At 34.9% G+C, this 17,721-nt stretch carries 19 protein-coding genes; 8 read left to right on the top strand and 11 right to left on the bottom strand.

Features of this window, described 5'->3' with window-relative positions:
- On the top strand, window positions 1–689 hold a 689-nt coding region (locus FVB9532_RS18790; protein WP_150546722.1), incomplete at its 5' end, for a nucleic acid/nucleotide deaminase domain-containing protein.
- Window positions 686–1,204, top strand: a complete 519-nt coding sequence (locus FVB9532_RS18785; protein WP_150546721.1) for a hypothetical protein — start codon at window positions 686–688, stop codon at window positions 1,202–1,204. The genes FVB9532_RS18790 and FVB9532_RS18785, both read left to right, overlap by 4 nt.
- A gap of 270 nt (window positions 1,205–1,474) precedes the next feature.
- On the opposite strand, the gene FVB9532_RS18780 is transcribed toward FVB9532_RS18785, so the two are convergent.
- Window positions 1,475–1,900 (bottom strand): organic hydroperoxide resistance protein, encoded by a 426-nt coding sequence (locus FVB9532_RS18780; RefSeq protein WP_150546720.1) that lies wholly within the window; start codon window positions 1,898–1,900, stop codon window positions 1,475–1,477.
- 95 nt (window positions 1,901–1,995) lie between these two features.
- Here FVB9532_RS18780 and meaB point away from each other — a divergent pair, with 95 nt between their 5' ends.
- Window positions 1,996–3,081 (top strand): methylmalonyl Co-A mutase-associated GTPase MeaB, encoded by a 1,086-nt coding sequence (gene meaB / locus FVB9532_RS18775; protein ID WP_150546719.1) that lies wholly within the window; start codon window positions 1,996–1,998, stop codon window positions 3,079–3,081.
- Here the strand turns inward: meaB and FVB9532_RS18770 are convergent.
- The gene (locus tag FVB9532_RS18770) at window positions 3,076–4,017 is read right to left on the bottom strand and encodes an NAD-dependent epimerase/dehydratase family protein (RefSeq protein WP_150546718.1); all 942 of its coding nucleotides are present in this window, start codon (window positions 4,015–4,017) and stop codon (window positions 3,076–3,078) included. The genes meaB and FVB9532_RS18770 overlap by 6 nt on opposite strands.
- Window positions 4,018–4,149: 132 nt before the next feature.
- Here FVB9532_RS18770 and FVB9532_RS18765 point away from each other — a divergent pair, with 132 nt between their 5' ends.
- From FVB9532_RS18765 to FVB9532_RS18755, 3 genes are read left to right on the top strand one after another with little or no spacing between them, the layout of a single operon-like run.
- Window positions 4,150–4,863, top strand: a complete 714-nt coding sequence (locus FVB9532_RS18765; protein ID WP_150546717.1) for a glycosyltransferase family 2 protein — start codon at window positions 4,150–4,152, stop codon at window positions 4,861–4,863.
- A complete protein-coding gene (locus tag FVB9532_RS18760; RefSeq protein ID WP_150546716.1) occupies window positions 4,860–5,483 on the top strand; it encodes a lipid-A-disaccharide synthase N-terminal domain-containing protein in 624 nt (207 codons plus the stop codon). The genes FVB9532_RS18765 and FVB9532_RS18760 overlap by 4 nt, the downstream gene beginning before the upstream one ends.
- Window positions 5,473–7,095 carry an ArnT family glycosyltransferase gene (locus FVB9532_RS18755; RefSeq protein ID WP_194716589.1) on the top strand — a complete coding sequence of 541 codons (1,623 nt, stop codon included), beginning with the start codon at window positions 5,473–5,475 and terminating at the stop codon, window positions 7,093–7,095. Before FVB9532_RS18760 ends, FVB9532_RS18755 begins: the two co-directional genes overlap by 11 nt.
- Here the strand turns inward: FVB9532_RS18755 and FVB9532_RS18750 are convergent.
- The 3 genes from FVB9532_RS18750 to FVB9532_RS18740 are packed head-to-tail and all read right to left on the bottom strand — an operon-like array spanning window position 7,092 to window position 9,254.
- Entirely contained in the window at window positions 7,092–7,649 is a 558-nt protein-coding gene (locus FVB9532_RS18750) for a phosphatase PAP2 family protein (protein WP_194716588.1), read from the bottom strand. The genes FVB9532_RS18755 and FVB9532_RS18750 overlap by 4 nt on opposite strands.
- A gap of 5 nt (window positions 7,650–7,654) precedes the next feature.
- Window positions 7,655–7,882 (bottom strand): DUF8828 family protein, encoded by a 228-nt coding sequence (locus FVB9532_RS18745; RefSeq protein ID WP_150546714.1) that lies wholly within the window; start codon window positions 7,880–7,882, stop codon window positions 7,655–7,657.
- Window positions 7,883–7,892: 10 nt separating this feature from the next.
- On the bottom strand, window positions 7,893–9,254 hold the full coding sequence (locus tag FVB9532_RS18740) for an MATE family efflux transporter (RefSeq protein WP_150546713.1): 1,362 nt from the start codon (window positions 9,252–9,254) through the stop codon (window positions 7,893–7,895).
- Window positions 9,255–9,387: 133 nt separating this feature from the next.
- On the opposite strand from FVB9532_RS18740, the gene FVB9532_RS18735 reads away from it, so the two are divergent.
- Window positions 9,388–9,990 (top strand): hypothetical protein, encoded by a 603-nt coding sequence (locus FVB9532_RS18735; protein WP_394349688.1) that lies wholly within the window; start codon window positions 9,388–9,390, stop codon window positions 9,988–9,990.
- A 222-nt stretch (window positions 9,991–10,212) separates the two neighbouring features.
- On the opposite strand, the gene FVB9532_RS18730 is transcribed toward FVB9532_RS18735, so the two are convergent.
- Window positions 10,213–11,742 (bottom strand): GH3 family acyl-acid amido synthetase, encoded by a 1,530-nt coding sequence (locus FVB9532_RS18730; protein WP_150546712.1) that lies wholly within the window; start codon window positions 11,740–11,742, stop codon window positions 10,213–10,215.
- Window positions 11,743–12,137: 395 nt separating this feature from the next.
- On the opposite strand from FVB9532_RS18730, the gene FVB9532_RS18725 reads away from it, so the two are divergent.
- Window positions 12,138–12,737 carry an Ldh family oxidoreductase gene (locus FVB9532_RS18725; protein ID WP_150546711.1) on the top strand — a complete coding sequence of 200 codons (600 nt, stop codon included), beginning with the start codon at window positions 12,138–12,140 and terminating at the stop codon, window positions 12,735–12,737.
- 1 nt (window position 12,738) lies between these two features.
- Here the strand turns inward: FVB9532_RS18725 and FVB9532_RS18720 are convergent, their stop codons facing one another.
- From FVB9532_RS18720 to FVB9532_RS18700, 5 genes are all read right to left on the bottom strand, one after another.
- Window positions 12,739–13,266 carry a porin family protein gene (locus FVB9532_RS18720; protein ID WP_150546710.1) on the bottom strand — a complete coding sequence of 176 codons (528 nt, stop codon included), beginning with the start codon at window positions 13,264–13,266 and terminating at the stop codon, window positions 12,739–12,741.
- The gene (locus tag FVB9532_RS18715; protein ID WP_150546709.1) at window positions 13,253–14,416 is read right to left on the bottom strand and encodes a sigma-54-dependent transcriptional regulator; all 1,164 of its coding nucleotides are present in this window, start codon (window positions 14,414–14,416) and stop codon (window positions 13,253–13,255) included. Before FVB9532_RS18715 ends, FVB9532_RS18720 begins: the two co-directional genes overlap by 14 nt.
- A 2-nt stretch (window positions 14,417–14,418) precedes the next feature.
- The gene (locus FVB9532_RS18710) at window positions 14,419–15,318 is read right to left on the bottom strand and encodes a DUF6268 family outer membrane beta-barrel protein (RefSeq protein ID WP_228482399.1); all 900 of its coding nucleotides are present in this window, start codon (window positions 15,316–15,318) and stop codon (window positions 14,419–14,421) included.
- 88 nt (window positions 15,319–15,406) lie between these two features.
- Window positions 15,407–16,705 carry an ABC transporter permease gene (locus tag FVB9532_RS18705; protein WP_150546708.1) on the bottom strand — a complete coding sequence of 433 codons (1,299 nt, stop codon included), beginning with the start codon at window positions 16,703–16,705 and terminating at the stop codon, window positions 15,407–15,409.
- A complete protein-coding gene (locus tag FVB9532_RS18700) occupies window positions 16,698–17,627 on the bottom strand; it encodes an ABC transporter ATP-binding protein (RefSeq protein ID WP_150546707.1) in 930 nt (309 codons plus the stop codon). The genes FVB9532_RS18705 and FVB9532_RS18700 overlap by 8 nt, the downstream gene beginning before the upstream one ends.
- Window positions 17,628–17,721 lie beyond the last annotated feature (94 nt).

Here is a 17,721-nt window from a genome sequence, read left to right as displayed (position 1 = left end):
AAAACCCAGACCTTATTAGCGAAGCCATTGCAAAAAGTATAGACAACTATTTCTACACTCGCTATGGAGACAACCAATTAACTTCCTACCAAATTGCTCGTAATTCTGGCGAAGATACCATTATAGCCATAGACTTAATTGTAAGTTTAATTACCTTCGTAAAAGGCATTGCCAAAAGCACCCAAAAACTACCTAAATTTAATAAATGGATTGATGATGTATTGGAAAGAAAAGGTAAGGGAGCCAGAAAGTTAGAAAACTCATTACTAAAACTTAGAAAAGTAGCTTACGGTGAAAGTGAATTAAGCAAATTAGCAGTTAAATATCGAAAAACACTTCCACATCCCAAGCATAATGGAAATATTGCCATTTTTGAATATTTAGATGATTCCGGAAAGATCACAAGAAAAGAGTTTACTACAATAAAAGGAAGAAGAGAACACGCTGAAATAATAGGAATGAAATGGCTAAGAGATAATAAAATTACTAATGAAAAAGTTACAAAGGTCTATAGTGAATTGGAACCATGTAGTCTAAAAGAATCTATGTGTAAACAAAAACTTCAGCGTTATAAAAATGCTGATATTGAGTATAGTTACGATTATCCCGGTGATAGTAATCTCGGTTCAGAAATAAGGAGAAAATCCATAAAACAAAGAACTAAAGATATTAAAACAAAGATAAAATGATAAATTTAGAAGAAATAAAAGAATATTTTGGCAAAGAGTGTAAGACCTTTCCTAAATTAAATAAAACAGATGCTAAATTATCTGTAACATCCAAAGAGATTCTATATGAAATAGGATTACCAACTTATTCAGGCTATGGAGGTGACTATATAATGTTGGACGAACTTCAATTACTTGAAAAAAGATATTTAAAATTTGCTACACGTGACTTTGATGAAGAATATTATAGTAGGTGTATAGATTTAAAAACAGATACAGTAGTTTTTAATCTAAGCTATGACGGAAATAAAGAATATCATTTTCTAAATTCGGATCTAGAGTCATATTTAAGATATGTATATATATACATTAAGTATATGGAAGAGATTGAAACTCCTGAAAAATTAGGGAATTATCATGAAAACTATTCTAAATATGCCAAAGAATTAAAAGAACGTTTACTTACCATAAATCAAGATGTTAATCAAGGTTCTTGGGCAGATTTAATTGAAGAAATGGATTTAGGAGTTATTTAAGGGCAATAAAAATGTAACAGAAAAGTGGATAGAAACAACCGGAAAAGGTGTTGAAGAGGCCACTGAATTAAGCACAAAATCATTTAGAAAAATGGAGATTTCATATAAAACTTTAATTTTCTTTCATTGTTAAGAAAGCCAATCCTACAAAAAAACCTGAAGCCTAAACTTCAGGTTTTTTATTGGTAAATTTTTATTGATTCCGGTATGACATTCACTGTTAAGCCTTGCTCACAAGCAGGAAAGTTCGGAATCACGAAAATTTTGATGTTATTCTTCTAACAATAAGTTAAGGGTGACATCAATATTGTCCCGTGTTGCTCTAGAATATGGGCAAACTTCGTGAGCTTTGTTCACAAGGTTTTCACCGGTTTCTACATCTACTCCCGGTAAATAAGAGTCTAGAATTACTGCTAATTGTAAATCGCCTTCCTCGGTTTTGCCAATACTTACCGTAGCTGTCACACTAAAATCACCAAGATCTACTCCTTCTTTTTCAGCAATGAGTTCTAAAGCACTTCCATAGCAAGCAGCATAAGCAGAACCAAAAAGTTGTTCTGGATTGGTACCGTCGCCTCCATCACCACCTAAGCCTTTAGGAACACTTAAAGATTTATCTATTTTACCGTCGTCTGTTGTTACATTTCCAGATCTTCCGCCAGCGGCAGTCGCTTTTGCGGTATACAGTTTTTTCATAATTATTAATTTTAGTTTTTGTAGATTTCAATATAGAAAGTAATAAAAGGCTTTTCAAAAATGAATTCATAAATTTGTGCTAAATAATTCCTACCTTGACTCAAAAGAAAAAAGACTCTGCATTGCATGAAACCCCAGGTGTTTCACTCTCTAACAGCGTAAGTGCCAAAAGTGCTGAACGGATCAAAAACTTGCGGAAGAAAAAAATTAAGCCCCAAGATTTAGTCAAACAAATCACCCAAGGCAATAAAACCGCTTTAAGCCGTTCCATTACCTTAATTGAGAGTCAGCAAGTAAAACATCAAGAATCGGTAAATGCCATCATTGAAGGATGTTTGCCTTTTGCCAATCAATCTCTACGAATTGGGATTACCGGCGTTCCCGGTGTAGGAAAAAGCACCTTTATTGAAGCCTTCGGAAATTATTTAATTAGCTTAGGAAAAAAGGTGGCGGTCTTAGCCGTAGATCCTTCTAGTTCGGTTTCTCACGGAAGTATTTTGGGTGACAAAACCCGAATGGAAGAATTGGTAAAACAAGAAAATGCATTTATCCGTCCTACTCCATCGGGAGATTCATTAGGTGGAGTAGCTCAAAAAACGCGCGAATCGATTATTTTATGCGAAGCAGCAGGCTTTGATACTATTTTAATTGAAACCGTTGGTGTTGGGCAAAGTGAAACCATGGTTCACAGTATGACCGATTTCTTTCTGCTTCTAAAATTGGCCGGAGCCGGAGACGAATTGCAAGGTATTAAACGCGGAATTATGGAAATGGCCGATGCCATTGTCATCAATAAAGCCGATGGTGAAAATAAAAAACCAGCAGAACAAGCAAAATCTGAATTCAGGAAAGCACTTCATCTATATCCGGAAACGGAAAGTGGTTGGAAACCAAAAGTAAAATTAGCGAGTGCGCTTCACCAAATAGGAATTGAAGAAATTTGGAACATGATTTCAGCTTACGAAAAAGCCACAAAAGCAAATGATTTTTTTCAGCATAAACGACAAGAACAAAACAAGTTCTGGTTGTTGCAAACCATTAACGACCGACTAAAGGCGAACTTCTATCAACAACCTAAAATCAAGACTGAACTAAAAAAGCAACTAAAAGCCATAGAAAATAATGAAACTACGCCTTTTGTTGCTGCTACTTATTTATTAAAAATCGCTAAGGATTTATAGAAAATTCTTTTTATACCAATCTATTTGAAGTTGCAATCCTTCTTTTAAACCTGTAGTAGGATTGTAATCTAATAGTTCTTTAGCTTTATCAATAATCGCACAAGTTCGCCATTGATCTCCGGGACGCTTATCAATTACATTAATAGCAATTTCTTTCCCCATTAATCCCTGTACATAATCAATTCCATCTTGGGTGGTATGTTCTACTTCGGTTCCTAAATTGATAATCTCTCCATCAATTTTCTCGTGACGGTTAACCGCAGCTACAATTCCATCAACAATATCACCTACATAAGTAAAACTGCGCAAGTGTTTTTCACTTCCATCATATAACGGAAAACTTTCATTATTAAAACCACACGCAATCAATTTAGTATAAAGCTTTTCTGGTCGTTCCCGTGGGCCATAAACCGAATATAATCGTAAGCTGGAAGCTTTCATCTTCTTCGCTCTAGACTCTGCTAATACTAATTGTTCAGCAGCAAGTTTAGTTACTCCATAATTAGAAGCGGGCTTTGGAGCTACACTTTCCGGAAAAGTAGCTTCCAATCCATAAATAGAAGAAGTCCCAATATTTATAAAATGCTTTAAGCCTTTGTTTTGATGAGCAAAGTTGATCAGCTTTTCTGTAGCGATAATATTATTGGTTAAGTATTGCTCAAACGTACAAGAACTGGAAATACCAGGTTGAGCGGCAAAATGAATAATAAAATCAAAATCGGTAGATAATGGTTGATAGCTTTCTTCTACTCGAAGATCTACCTCCATTATTTCTATTCCCTGTTCTACTAAATCTTTTGCGTTTAATTTCTTTAACGAAAGGTCATAATAATCATTAAAATTATCGAGTCCAACAACCTCATGACCTTCTTTTTTAAATCTTTCTGCAGTATGAGAGCCAATAAATCCAGCAGCTCCGGTAATAAGTATTTTCATAAAAGAATTAACCCGGTTAATTTTAAATTTAAAAGGGCAAAATACAAAGTACATTTAAAAAATCGCAGTAAAGTATAAAGTTTTATAGAAAATTTACAATTATTGATACATTTGCAGTCAACTATTACATGCATGGAATACGAATTTACTATCATTGTTCCGCTTTATAACGAACAAGAAAATCTTTTAAGGGTAGAAAAAGAACTAGCCAAGTACCTCAATATCGCTACAAAGAAGAGCTGTATATTGTTTGTGGATGATGGCTCTCAAGATAATAGCTTAGCATTGGTGAAAGAAATTTGCAAGCGCCAAACCGCATTTCATTACATTTCTTTTGAAAAAAACCAAGGCTTAAGTGCTGCCATTAAAGCAGGCTTTGATTATGCCGCTACAGCATATATTGGTTATATTGATTCTGATTTACAAACAGATCCTGAAGATTTTAATTTGTTGTTGGATAAAATTGAAGATTATGAACTCGTTACGGGAGTTCGTTCTGATAGAAAAGACGCTTTCGTTAAAAATATGTCTTCCCGAATTGCCAATGGTATTCGAAGAAGTTTTACGCATGATGGCATGGATGATACGGGTTGCCCGCTAAAAGTAATCCGTGCAGATTATGCCAAAAGAATCCCCATGTTTAAAGGATTACATCGTTTTTTACCTGCGATGATTTTATTACAACACGGTAGAGTTCTTCAAGTTCCGGTACGGCATTATCCCCGAATTGCCGGAAAAGCAAAATTTCATCTGACCAATCGGTTAATAGGACCTTTTTTAGATTGTTTTGCTTATTTGTGGATGAAAAAGAAGTACATTAATTACAAAGTAAACGATCAAGCATGAGCAGTTGGCAAATCTATGCTGTAGGTTTAATCGCTCAACTATTATTTTCTGGGAGGTTGCTTTTTCAATGGATTCTTTCAGAAAAGCATAAAAAAGTATTAACGCCTTCCCTATTTTGGAAGTTGAGCTTATTCGCTTCGTTTTTATTATTTGTCTATGGCTATTTGCGAGAAGATTTTGCCATTATGCTGGGGCAAGCCATCACCTATTTTATCTATATAAGAAATTTACAATTGCAAGGAGAATGGCAAAAAGCTCCTCTAGTTTTAAGAATATTTCTCTACATTTTCCCATTATTAATTGTCCTATATTCTTACAACAACAATTCTTATGATATTGAAAAGCTTTTTTATAATGAAGCCATTCCGCTTTGGTTACTACTGTTAGGTTCGGCTGCTCAAATTGTTTTTAATTTACGGTTTTTCTATCAGTGGATTTATTCTGAAAGAAAAAAGAAATCAAGCTTACCTTTAGGTTTTTGGGTACTTAGTTTAATTGGAGCTTTATTAATTCTGGTCTATGCCATTTTACGAGAAGACCCTGTTCTTTTTATCGGACACATTACCGGATGCTTTATTTATATTCGTAATATTATTTTAAGTAGAAATAATGATGATTAAAAAAGACAATTACACCTATTATTTACTTATTGTCATCGGGTTGATATTTTTTGTAAATCTTGATGCGATTTATGTGAATATTATGGAAGCCCGAAATTTTATTACCGCTCGGGAAATGGTGAACCTCGACCACTGGTTGTTAACTACCTTAAATGATGTTCCGCGTTACCAAAAACCTCCGCTTCCTACCTGGCTAACCGCTTTTTTTGGGAGCTTGGCCAACTTTAAAAGTTTAATGCTCCTAAGGCTTCCGGCGGCTTTATGCTCCTTATTATTAATTATTGGTTTCTATAAAACCTTACCAAAATTTGAAATTACTAAACAACAAGCCTTTCAAGCTTCGTTAATTTTAGCCACTTCCTTTTATATTATATTTTCTGGAAGAAATGGGCAATGGGATATTTTCACCCACGCGTTTATGATGATTTGCATCTATTACCTTTGGAAATTTTTCAGCATCGACAAAAAGCTATATCAGCATGCGCTTTTAGCTGCTCTATTTTTTGGTTTTTCCTTTCTGAGTAAAGGACCGGTTTCACTATATGCTTTGCTATTGCCTTTTATAATTAGCTACGGAATTGTTTACAAATACCACAACTTCAAGAAACGTTGGTTGCCTTTAATTATTTTTCTTTTAGTTGGATTACTTATTGGTGGCTGGTGGTTTATTTATGTACGTTGGGCAGATCCGGCAGCTTTTTTAAAAATTGCTGAAAAAGAAACCTCCAACTGGGGAAGTTACAACATTAGACCTTGGTATTATTACTGGAGTTTTTTCACACAAAGCGGAATTTGGACTATCCCGTCTTTCGTGGCTTTACTCTACCCTTACCTCAAAAATAAAGTCAGTAATAAAAAAGCCTATTTATTTTCATTTTTATGGACCATTATTTCGGTGATTCTGCTTTCCATAATTCCCGAGAAAAAGTCACGCTATTTGCTTCCAGTGTTAATTCCGATGGCATTTAATACCAGTTTTTATGTAGAATACCTCATCAGGAAATTCCAACAACTTCCTTCCAAAGAAAAATGGGTTGTCTATTTTAATCACGGTTTAATTGCACTCATTGGTTTTGCATTTCCTATTGCAGGCTATTTCTTTCTGGATATTCGAGGAATTTATTGGGTCTATTTTTTACTCAGCTCGGCCGGCTTGGTGGTAGCAGCTTTTCTAATATTTCAAAATCTTCTACGGCAAAGCTATGCAAAGGTATTTTATGCCACGATTGGCTTTATTTGTGTCGTGATGTCTTTCGGCTTTCCTTTGGTAGATACTTTATTGGATAACCCGAGATTTCATAATTTTGATGAACTTCAAGCTTTTTCGGAAATGGAAAATTTTAAAGTTTATGATTACGGCGGAAAAACCCCGGAAATTATCTGGGAATATGGAGAACCTATCCCTACCATTGACAAGGATAGTTTATATACCCCAAATACTGAAAAATTTGGAATTATCATGTCGGAAAAGGACTCTTCGATCGTCAAGAAGTTCACCGATTACAACATTATAGCTTCAGACCGATACGATTTAAATTATGTAAATCCTGAAAAAGGAGGTTATAAAAGCAGGTTAATCAGAAAGTTTTATCTGTTACAGAAAAAGGATTAACTAAATCTTTTTACCAAATATTGCTGAAGCTTATAAAACAAAAACCCGAATAGCGCTCCGATCAACATTCCTGTAATCACATCACCGGGATAATGCTTGCCTACATAGATTCGGCTATAACCCACTACTGCTGCCCAAAAAACAAGAGCAACCAAAGCATATTTATACCATCGCTTCAAAATATTTCCTAAATAAAAAGCCAATGCCATAGAACTTGCTGCATGGGCAGAGAAGTAACCATAACTTCCGCAGTAATCCAAGAGCATCCTTCCTTCAGCTATAAAATCTTCCTTACAAGGTCTTGGACGCTGAAAATAATCTTTAAACACATTCGCTAACTGATCGGTGCAAGTAATTAAGCCTGCCACTAAAAGCACAGTAATTATGGTAGGTTTTAATCCGTAGTTTTTATACAACAAATAAAGAAGAAACGCATACAGCGGAATGGAAGAAAGCTTATAGGTTATAAAAACCCAAAACCAATCCCAAGTTTCCGACCCAAGATTGTTTAAATATAAAAATAGTTCTTGGTCTAACTTTACTAACTCTTCCATCAAAACTATTCTTGATAGCGTTCTACTTCACGATCGTAAAATTCTGAAGCCTCTTGAATTAAGTTTTCGGCTTCATTTTTCAACTCTTCTTCATCATTTTTATCAAAATCTTCCAGCCATTCTACCTCATCATCTTGTAAGTTAATGATAAACCTTGGAAACTCAGTATGTACTACAAAAATAGCTTCCGGATAATCGGTATTATCTCCTAATAAAAATCTTGGAAATTCCATAAAATATCTTTTATAAGAGGTCTTTAATCACACCTCTTTCAATTAGTTTTTTACTTAAATAATTAAATCGAATATACAACATTATCGACGATGCTGACAAACCGGCCAGAAGTCCAAACCAAATTCCCATACTTCCCCAAGCATTTTCCTTTCCTAAAAAATAAGAAACGGGAAAACCTATCACCCAATAGGCAATAAAACAAATAAGTGTGGGATACCTTACATCCTGCAAGCCACGCAAAGCTCCTAAAATCACTACTTGCAAACCATCGCTTAATTGAAATAAGGCTGCTACAATGAGTAACTGCGCTGCCAGTATAATGACTTCGGTATTATCAATATAAAAAGTGGGCAGAATATCTTTTAAAAGAATAAATCCTAATGCAAAAAAAGCTTCGATAATAAACACCAAAAAAAAGGTAGAAAAAGCAATTCTTCTTAGCTCTTTATAATTGTGCTGTCCTTTTTGGTTACCTACCCTAATGGTTGCCGTCACCCCAATGCCTACTGCAATCATAAACGTCATGGAACTTAAATTAAGTGCCACCTGATTGGCTGCTTGAACATTGGTCCCCAAAGTTCCTGCTAAAAATACCGAAGCGGTAAAAATAGCTACTTCAAACAGCATCTGTAAAGCGGTAGGAAAACCTAAGTTAAATAAACGTTTGAATATTTTTTGTTGAAGTGACTTTTTTGCCCATACAAAATAAGTACTGAATTTCTTTTTCTTTTTTAAAATGAAATACATAAAGCCCAACATAAAAAATCGGGAAATTAAAGTTCCGATGGCGGCTCCTTCTAACTCCAATCTTGGGAAAATCCACACCCCATAAATCAACAAATAATTGAACAATACGTTCACCAAATTGGCCAAGATGGTAGCATACATGGCATATTTGGTTTGTGAAAGTCCATCGCCAAACTGTTTAAAAGCCTGAAAAACCATTACCGGCAACATAGAAAACGCAACAATATCTATATAAGGTAAGGCCAAATGCACTACTTCTTCCGGCTGATCAAGGTAGTACAAGGCAGGTTTTGATAACCAAACCAAGCCAAACAATAAAAGTCCGGTTAAAGCACACAATATGATTCCGTGTTGAAAATAAGAACGACCTTTTTCAATATTCTGAGCTCCGTCTGCTTCAGCAATTAATGGAGTAATCGCAAAACTAAAACCGATACCAATAGACAAGGCTATAAAAACTAAACTATTTCCTAAAGAAACGGCGGCCAGCGGAGCCGCACCTAACCTACCCACCATAATATTATCGGCCAAACCTACCAATACGTGCCCCAACTGTCCCAGCATAACCGGATAAGCGATAGTTAGGTTCTTTTTAAATTCTTGGGTATAGGCCGTTAATTGCATCTTACTTTTTTAAATGGCGTGCAAAGATATTGGATTTAAAGGAATTCTGATTTAAAATAAGATGAAGTTTTAAGACTACTTTAATAGAATTTCGAGCCCCAAACCTTTAACTTGGATTCGCATATATAAACCTATGATGAAGTACACTAATAAAGATATTCCGTTATCTATTAAAGATCAAGTTGAAGCAGCACTGGCTCACTATCCTGAACTGAAAGACACTCCTATTTCTTTTAAGTTTAAAAAAGAGATTAAAAAGTCGACCATGCAAGCGCAACCCACCTATGCGAGTATTTTTAAGGGTAGGAAAAACCGGGCTTATATTATCCTGATTTCTGAAAAATTTCATATCGAAGAAGAAGAATTTTCCATTTTAAATGTAGAAGACGAAGTGCTTATTGGATGGATTGGTCACGAATTGGGCCATGTGATGGATTACCGGGATCGAAGCAGTTTAGGAATGATTTCATTTGGACTTAAATACCTATTTTCTACCACGCATATTCAAGAGGTTGAACGAGCTGCGGATACGTATGCGGTAAAGCATGGCATGTATCAATACATTTTAGCAACAAAAAATTTTATTTTAAACAACACCAGTATTTCGCCTAAGTATAAAAACCGAATTAAGCGTTTATATATGTCACCCGAAGAAATTATGGAACTGGTCAATCATCTAGATATCGCCGACGTAGAGAAAGAGGTAGAAAAGGAATTGCAGAAAGAAGGTTCTTAAAAGACCTTTAGGCTATAGTTCCCGAAGCAATCAAGGTACTATTTTGTTCTTATAAATTAATAAGAACAAATTAATTTATTAGATTTTTATGCTCAGCAGGAAGCTTTAAATCTGAAATAAAAAATTATCACAGACTATATTAAAAAGATGTCGTTATCCTGAACCTGCCCGTCCGGCAGACGGACTTGATTCAGGGGCTCATAGATAAGGTTTTATAAAAACCTAAGAATTCTGCTTCACAAATTCTTCAAACTCTTCGTATTTTTCTTCACCCATTACTTTTTCCATTTTTACCTGTCCTCCCTTTTTCTTATTAGCTCCACTCCATTCATAGAAAATTTCCATCGGTACTAAATTTACTTTCACTCCTTTTAAAGCTTTAGACCTAGCGACGCTATAATTTTTATTGGCTTCCTGAAGATTTTTATCTAAAGCTTCTGCTAATTCTTCTTCAGTAACAGAAATTTCTTGATCGGTTCCGATATGCCAAACGTGATGAAATTCACCATCTATTTTAACTGCTGCAACCGTAAACTCCGGCAATTTAATATCAAATTGCTCTTCAAGCTCCTGAATGGCTTTATTCATTTTATTAACGGAAAGTTGAGAACCCACTACATTTAAGAAAAACTTGGTTCTCCCCGTAATTCTAATTTCTGCTCTTTCCACATCGGTAAAAGCGATGGTATCACCAATTAGATAACGCCACGTACCGGAAACAGTACTAATTAGTAATACATAATCTTTGTCTTTTTCAACTTCGGCTAAAGTTTTCACGGGAGCATCTTGTGATAAAGAACCGTCTGAATTAATATATTCCGGCTCAAAAGGCACAAACTCAAAATACACACCATTATCGGTGACTAGCTCCATCGAAGAAGTTTCCGGACGCATTTGACAGGCTAAAAATCCTTCGGAAGCTAAATAGGTATCGATGACGGTAATGGGTTTTCCCATTAAGGCTTGAAAACTCTTTTCATAAGGTTCAAAAGCAACGCCACCAGAAGTGTACACTTGTAAGTTAGGCCAAACTTCATGAATGTTTTTTACCTTGTGATAGCTAATCACTTCCTTGAGCATCAGTTCCATCCAAGAAGGGATACCACTTAAAGCACCAATATCCCAATTCTTTGCTTTTTTTGCAATATGCTTCACTCGCTCATCCCAATCGTCAATTTGCGCGATTTCCTTTCCCGGTTTGTAATAACCTTCAAACCAAAACGGAATATTACTTGCGCTAATTCCGCTAATTTCCCCTTCTAAATGGCCGTCTTTTTCTTGTAAGTTGGTACTGCTTCCTAACATCATGATTTCTTTTTCAAAGAAATCTGAAGGCATATCAAAATTGGAAAGGGCTGTTACTTGTTTGATCCCGGCTTGTCGAATGGCTTCGACCATTTCATCGGTAACGGGAATTCGTTTACTGGTTTTCCCTGTGGTTCCTGAACTTAAAGCATAATAGGAAGGGATTCCAGGCCAACTAATATCTTCTAAGCCCTCGTGCAATTTGTGCCACCATTGATCCTGCATTTGGTGATAATCAAAATAAGGGACTTGTTGCTGAAAGGCTTCTTCTATATTTTCTGAATCTAATATTTTTTGAAAACCATAAGATTTACCGAAAGCTGTATTTTTAGCTTTTTCCAATAACTTTCGCAATACTTTTTTTTGATTTTCAACCGGATTTTCATCTGCCTTGAAATTGCCCGCTACATCTATTGCACTTTTAATTAAAGATCCTATAATTGCCATTCATCAGGGTTATTTGTTAGTCTTTCAAAGATAATTTGAAATGGTTTTGAATAGAAAATCCCTAGCCTAAATGTTTGTTAATTGATGTTAGCAGAAGTCTAATATGATTTTTCAATCTAAAAAGAAATATTGCTGAATTTAATTTTGAATATTAACTTGAAGAGTTTTTAAACCAATCTGGATGAGATTCCGGATCAAGTCCAGAATGACGCTAAGGTTTCTTTTAAAATTCGATGAAGAGTTTGGGTTAGGGATTGCAGCGACATCCTTTTTTTGCTTTGATAAGTGGCAAAAAAAGATATAGCGTAAAGCCCGACCAACTTGTCTTGGTAACCCACAAAAAAACAGTAAAAATCGTTGTTAATGTTTATATTTGTAGCCTAAAATATTTTCAGTTGGATAAAGAAGTAATTATAGACAGGGTTACCGAAATTTTAAAGGAAACTCCAGCATCGATGCAAATTGTAAAAAAAGGAGGGAATCGTGATGCACGTTTTCATTATTTGGCAAGGCATATGGTAAACAAAGCCATTGATAAGGATGCTTTGGTACTTTCTTCCAACGAGATGGGAATTGCTATTGTTTTAAGAAATAGCAACAGCAAAACAAGCTTCATAAAGGAAATGACTGAAAATATAAAATTGGTTCTTAATGTGACCGGTTTTAAAAATGTTTCGACAATTTTAAAGAACCAAAAATATATTAAAAACCAACGCCCTAAAGATCAAGATTATCTATATTGTTGGTTTTGGGGAATTTCTAAAGATGCCCGTGGCGCCGACACTCAAGTAGGTAAAGAGATGAAAGATGAGTTTTTACGTCGTGCCCATAAATATAATCTTCCGCTATATGCGGAAACACAAACCCGAAGAAATACGATTGTATACCAAAAGTTTGGTTTTGATTTATTTCATACTTGGAACCGGCCTGATGGAAAAACCATGTATTTTATGAAATATGATCCTACCAAACACGAAGACAAATACAATAAATAATTTATTCTGAAAGTCGATAGATAAAGCCAAAGGTAAAAGTATCGTAACGTTTACCAAAACTGGTGATATTGTATTCTGCGAATAAATGTAAATGTTCTCCCAAAGGAAGTGTTCCTAAAAATTTTAATTGGGCAGCGTGGTTTAAATTTCCTGTAGAGGCAAATAATTTAGAAGTATCGGGATTCCTTTTATCAATGGGAAAATTATTGGCAGTATAGCCTAAACCTGTATAAATTTTAGCGGTCGACACTTCCCATAATTGATAATTTACCCCTACTCCAAAAGCGTGATAGGTTTCGGTATTTTGAGCAATTACATCCCTTCTAAAAAATAGATTATATTCTCCATAGGTATTCCATTTAGTATGGAAATGGTATTGAGATTTTAAATGAATAGCCCATTCATCCTGCAAACCGGTACTAATGGTAGCTCCCAATCCAAAATCGATGGCTTTCTGAGAAAAAGCAGAAAACCCTCCGAAGAGGGTTACTATAAACAGAACTGTGCTTTTTAATTTATTTGCTGGCAAAGAGTTCCACATCTTTTTGCTCGATTTTACTACCACCTAAGATAATTAATCTTTCAATAACATTACGTAACTCCCTGATATTTCCCGTCCAATCGTATTCTTTTAAGAGTTTTAATGCGTCTTTACTAAACTCTTTTTCTTGTGTACCTTGTTCTTCGGCTACTTTTTTGGTAAAATATTCAACCAATAGCGGAATATCGTCCCTTCTATCATTTAGTTTAGGTACTTGTATTAAGATAACTGCTAAACGATGGTATAAATCTTCCCTAAAATTTTTCTCTTCAATCTCGTTTTTAAGGTCTTTATTGGTCGCAGCTATTACGCGAACGTTTACTTTAATATCTTTATCACTTCCTACACGTTGAATTTTATTTTCTTGTAAGGCCCGAAGTACTTTAGCTTGTGCGGGCAAACTCATGTCTCCTACTTCATCTAAAAAAATAGTTCCACCGTTAGCGGCTTCAAATTTTCCTGCGCGATCTTTATTGGCAGAAGTAAATGCTCCTTTTACATGACCAAACAATTCACTTTCTATTAATTCTGAAGGAATAGCAGCACAATTCACTTCAATCATCGGCCCTTTAGACCGTTCGCTTTTTTGATGTAACCAATGAGCAACTAATTCTTTTCCGGTTCCATTTTCTCCGGTTATAAGTACACGTGCTTCGGTAGGAGCTACTTTTTCTATCATTTCTTTGATGTGGTTAATCTCTTTAGACTCCCCAATCATTTGATAGTTTTTCACTACTTTCTTTTTCAACCTTTTATTTTCAGTGACTAACTCTTTTCGGTCTAGTGCAATTCTTACCGTATTTAACAAACGGTTTAAATCAGGCGGTTTTGAAATATAATCAAAGGCTCCCATTTTCATGGTATCTACAGCCGTTTCCAAATCGCCATGACCAGAAATCATCACGATAGGTATTTCTGGTTTTATTTTTTTGGTAGCTTGCAGTACTTCCACCCCATCCATTTTGGGCATTTTAATATCGCAAAGCACTAAATCGTAATCTTCTTCTTTTATTTTTTCCATAGCTTCTAGACCATCTTCGGCTTCTTCCACTATGTAATCTTTACTTTCTTCTGTTAGTATTTTCTTGAGCACCCTTCTAATGGCTGCTTCGTCTTCAATAACTAATATTTTAGACATCATTATATTTTAAATTTTAGTCCACTTCTTATGTAAAATGTATTATCGTTTTCAATAACAAAAACATCATCCCGATTATTATCCCTAATTCTATATTCATTATAAAGAGTGTAACCGGCATAACAATAATACAACAAATGATCGGTAAAATAATGTTCATACCCTAATCCTAATACCACATTGGTCATCGAAATATTTTCTCCTACCTTAGAATTATTGGGAATACGAATATTATCCTGAATATTAGCAAAGAAATTATCTAAGGTGACAAACGCCTGTAAGTGGTTCTTATCATTAAAACTATACCTTATTAAGGATTTAGGAACTCCTGCGGTATACGACCAAGTTTCATTGATTTCCCGATAATAATTAATTAAGGGAATGGGATAATTTCTTCCGGGGGTTGAGGTGTAAATCAACCCAAAAATCCAGCGATAGGGTTTCCCAATGACTACTTCATTTTCGTCTAAATTCCTCACATTATTAATAGCATAGATAGCCCCTAAATAAATAACATCATCATTGGTTAGAGATCGCTCAAAATTAGAGGCAAAACGTACTCCTGTCTTAGCGGCAATTCTCCAATTGGTATTTTTAATTTTTTTCACATAACCCACCGTTCCTTCAATACGTTGAGTATTGCCAATAATAGTAGGATCAAAAGGAACATCTTTTTCAAAATCCAAATCCAGGTAGCGATATTCAAATCCAAATACCAGATAATCCTCTTTTATGGGAATAGGTGCTTGTAATAAAGCTCTAAATCTATTCAGGGATTGTTTTCCTTTGGAAAATGGTATTCTTAAATATTCTATCCTTGCTAAATCTGAAGTTTGCGCAACGGCAAAACATCCTATAAAGCATAGTAGGACAGCTAAAATTTTAGATGGACTATTCCTCATAAATAGGTATTAGTAAGCGACCAATTTAAGAGAAAGCTTCTTAAATATTATATGTCTTAACTTTATTTTGGGGAATTTTCCAAAGTCATTAATATTTCATCCAGCGATATAATTCTTTATAAGTAGGCTTTTTACCGTACATTAAAATCCCCACTCGGTAAATTTTAGCAGCTACCCAGACTAAAACAAAAATGGAAAGCACTAAAATCGCCATAGAAAGTAGAATTTCCCACCACGCTACTCCAAATGGAATACGCATTAGCATTACCACCGGCGAGGTTAACGGAATATAAGAAAAAACGGTACTTACCACCCCGTGTGGATCACTAATCACAGAAAAGAACCCAACGTAAATCCCTAGCATTAGCGGGACAATAATGGGGAACATAAATTGTTGAGTATCGGTTTCGTTATCTACGGCAGCACCGATAGCAGCGTAAACTGAACTATATAAAAAGTAACCGCCAATAAAATAAATAAGAAAACAGAAAATGAGTTTTGCTAGAGGCAGATTAAGAATATCTAGAATTATTTTTTGAATTTCTTCCTGTGATCCGGCATCCATTTGTGTTGGAGAAACCGGAGCACTAGCTTGTAAATCTATGCCAAAAACTGTAGTAACCGTGAATAACAATATCCCACCAAAGAAAATCCAAATGGCAAACTGTGTAATTCCTGCAAAACTTGTCCCTAAAATCTTTCCAATCATCAGTTGCATAGGTTTCACCGAAGAGATAATGACCTCAATAATTCGGTTGGTCTTTTCTTCTATTACGCTGCGCATCACCATATTTCCATAGATAATAATGAACATCATAAGTAAATAACCAGCGGCACCTCCAAAAAACATCTTTACATAATTAGAGAGTTTAGAGGTTTCTTCTCCTGAAAAATTTTCAATCTGAAGGTTGACATTGGTTTTCGAGTTATTGATTTCGTTGACATCAACCCCTCGTTGCTGAAGTTCTTTATTGGTTAAGACGGTAGAAATTTTACCTTCTATGTCTGAAATGAAAGAAATTCCCGGCGCTTTATTAGCAAAAAATTCTACATGATTAGACAAATATTGATTGTCTTCACTCTTGGGAAAAAACAATAAACCATAATAATCTTTTTTTTCAATCGAATCTAAAGCAACTTCTATAGGAAGGGAAGAATAGTCTAAATAGGTGATATTATCTGTCGATGGGAATTCCTTATAAAAGGTATTGTTTTCATCATGAATGGCGATAATCTTACTGTCATCTGAATTTAAATTACTCAAATAAGCCACCAATACAATCATGCATACCATGATAATAGGACTTAAAAATGTCATAATGACAAAGGTTTTATTTCTAACCCTTGCTAAATATTCCCGAAGAATAATCAGTTTTAAATTACGCATGAGAGGTGATAGTTTTGATAAAGATATCGCTTACAGAAGGAATCACTTCTTTAAAGTGATTGATGCGGCCGTGGGCCATTAAAAATTGAAGCAAATCATTTTGAGTATGAGCTTCTTTAATTTTAATATTCAATTGTAAGTCGTGATGAATGCTATGAAAAAAAGTTTCTTCAAATTGAAATTTTTCTTGAAGTAGGTTTTTAAAAACCGCAGCTTCCCCTACTTCAATCCCCACTTCATAAGTGTTAGATTTGAATTGTTTTTTGATAGTAGAAACTTTTCCATCCAATAATTTATTGGATTTATGGATAAGTGCCATATAATCACAAAGTTCTTCTACACTTTCCATCCTATGGGTAGAAAATAAAATGGTGGCTCCTTCGTCACGCAGTTTTAAAATTTCATCCCGAATTAAATTGGCATTTACCGGATCGAAACCACTAAAAGGTTCATCGAAAATTAAAAGTTTGGGGCGGTGTAAAACGGTAACTATAAATTGTATTTTTTGTGCCATCCCCTTGGAAAGCTCTTGTATCTTTTTATTCCACCAATCACCAATCTCCAAACGCTCAAACCAAAACTTTAAGCGCTTTTTAGCTTCAGCTTTAGAAAGTCCTTTAAGTTGTGCTAAGTATAAAACCTGCTCACCCACTTTCATGCTTTTATAAAGCCCACGTTCTTCGGGCAAATAACCAATATACTGAATGTGGTGGGCTTGCAAAGGCTCATTATCTAACCACACTTTACCGGTATCTGGCATCGTAATTTGATTAATAATTCTAATAAATGTAGTTTTTCCGGCCCCATTGGGACCTAAAATACCAAAGATACTTTGCTTGGGAACTTCGATGGATAATTGGTTAAGTGCAGTGAAATCACCGTACTTTTTAGAAACATTTTCTGCTACTAAGAGGTTATTCATACCTTTTATTTAAGCTGTAAAAGTAATGATTTGATTGTAAATGAAAACGTATAGTACCTATTAAAAAACAAAACCCACCCTTAAAATGATAGAA

The organism is Mesonia oceanica (assembly GCF_902499555.1).
In the GTDB taxonomy this organism is placed as follows: Bacteria; Bacteroidota; Bacteroidia; order Flavobacteriales; family Flavobacteriaceae; genus Mesonia; species Mesonia oceanica.
This window is presented reverse-complemented; position numbering and strand designations above follow the sequence as displayed.

Excerpts from the sequence above, each read along its gene's own strand:
- FVB9532_RS18715 (WP_150546709.1), bottom strand. The coding sequence starts at position 14,416 with ATGTCTAAAATATTAGTTATTGAAGACGAAGCAGCCATTAGAAGGGTG.
- FVB9532_RS18740 (WP_150546713.1), bottom strand. The coding sequence starts at position 9,254 with ATGCAATTAACGGCCTATACCCAAGAATTTAAAAAGAACCTAACTATC.
- FVB9532_RS18770 (WP_150546718.1), bottom strand. The coding sequence starts at position 4,017 with ATGAAAATACTTATTACCGGAGCTGCTGGATTTATTGGCTCTCATACT.
- FVB9532_RS18750 (WP_194716588.1), bottom strand. The coding sequence starts at position 7,649 with ATGGAAGAGTTAGTAAAGTTAGACCAAGAACTATTTTTATATTTAAAC.
- FVB9532_RS18780 (WP_150546720.1), bottom strand. The coding sequence starts at position 1,900 with ATGAAAAAACTGTATACCGCAAAAGCGACTGCCGCTGGCGGAAGATCT.
- FVB9532_RS18705 (WP_150546708.1), bottom strand. The coding sequence starts at position 16,705 with ATGCGTAATTTAAAACTGATTATTCTTCGGGAATATTTAGCAAGGGTT.
- FVB9532_RS18730 (WP_150546712.1), bottom strand. The coding sequence starts at position 11,742 with ATGGCAATTATAGGATCTTTAATTAAAAGTGCAATAGATGTAGCGGGC.
- FVB9532_RS18765 (WP_150546717.1), top strand. The coding sequence starts at position 4,150 with ATGGAATACGAATTTACTATCATTGTTCCGCTTTATAACGAACAAGAA.
- FVB9532_RS18700 (WP_150546707.1), bottom strand. The coding sequence starts at position 17,627 with ATGAATAACCTCTTAGTAGCAGAAAATGTTTCTAAAAAGTACGGTGAT.
- FVB9532_RS18755 (WP_194716589.1), top strand. The coding sequence starts at position 5,473 with ATGATGATTAAAAAAGACAATTACACCTATTATTTACTTATTGTCATC.
- FVB9532_RS18710 (WP_228482399.1), bottom strand. The coding sequence starts at position 15,318 with ATGAGGAATAGTCCATCTAAAATTTTAGCTGTCCTACTATGCTTTATA.
- FVB9532_RS18760 (WP_150546716.1), top strand. The coding sequence starts at position 4,860 with ATGAGCAGTTGGCAAATCTATGCTGTAGGTTTAATCGCTCAACTATTA.
- FVB9532_RS18745 (WP_150546714.1), bottom strand. The coding sequence starts at position 7,882 with ATGGAATTTCCAAGATTTTTATTAGGAGATAATACCGATTATCCGGAA.
- FVB9532_RS18735 (WP_394349688.1), top strand. The coding sequence starts at position 9,388 with ATGATGAAGTACACTAATAAAGATATTCCGTTATCTATTAAAGATCAA.
- FVB9532_RS18785 (WP_150546721.1), top strand. The coding sequence starts at position 686 with ATGATAAATTTAGAAGAAATAAAAGAATATTTTGGCAAAGAGTGTAAG.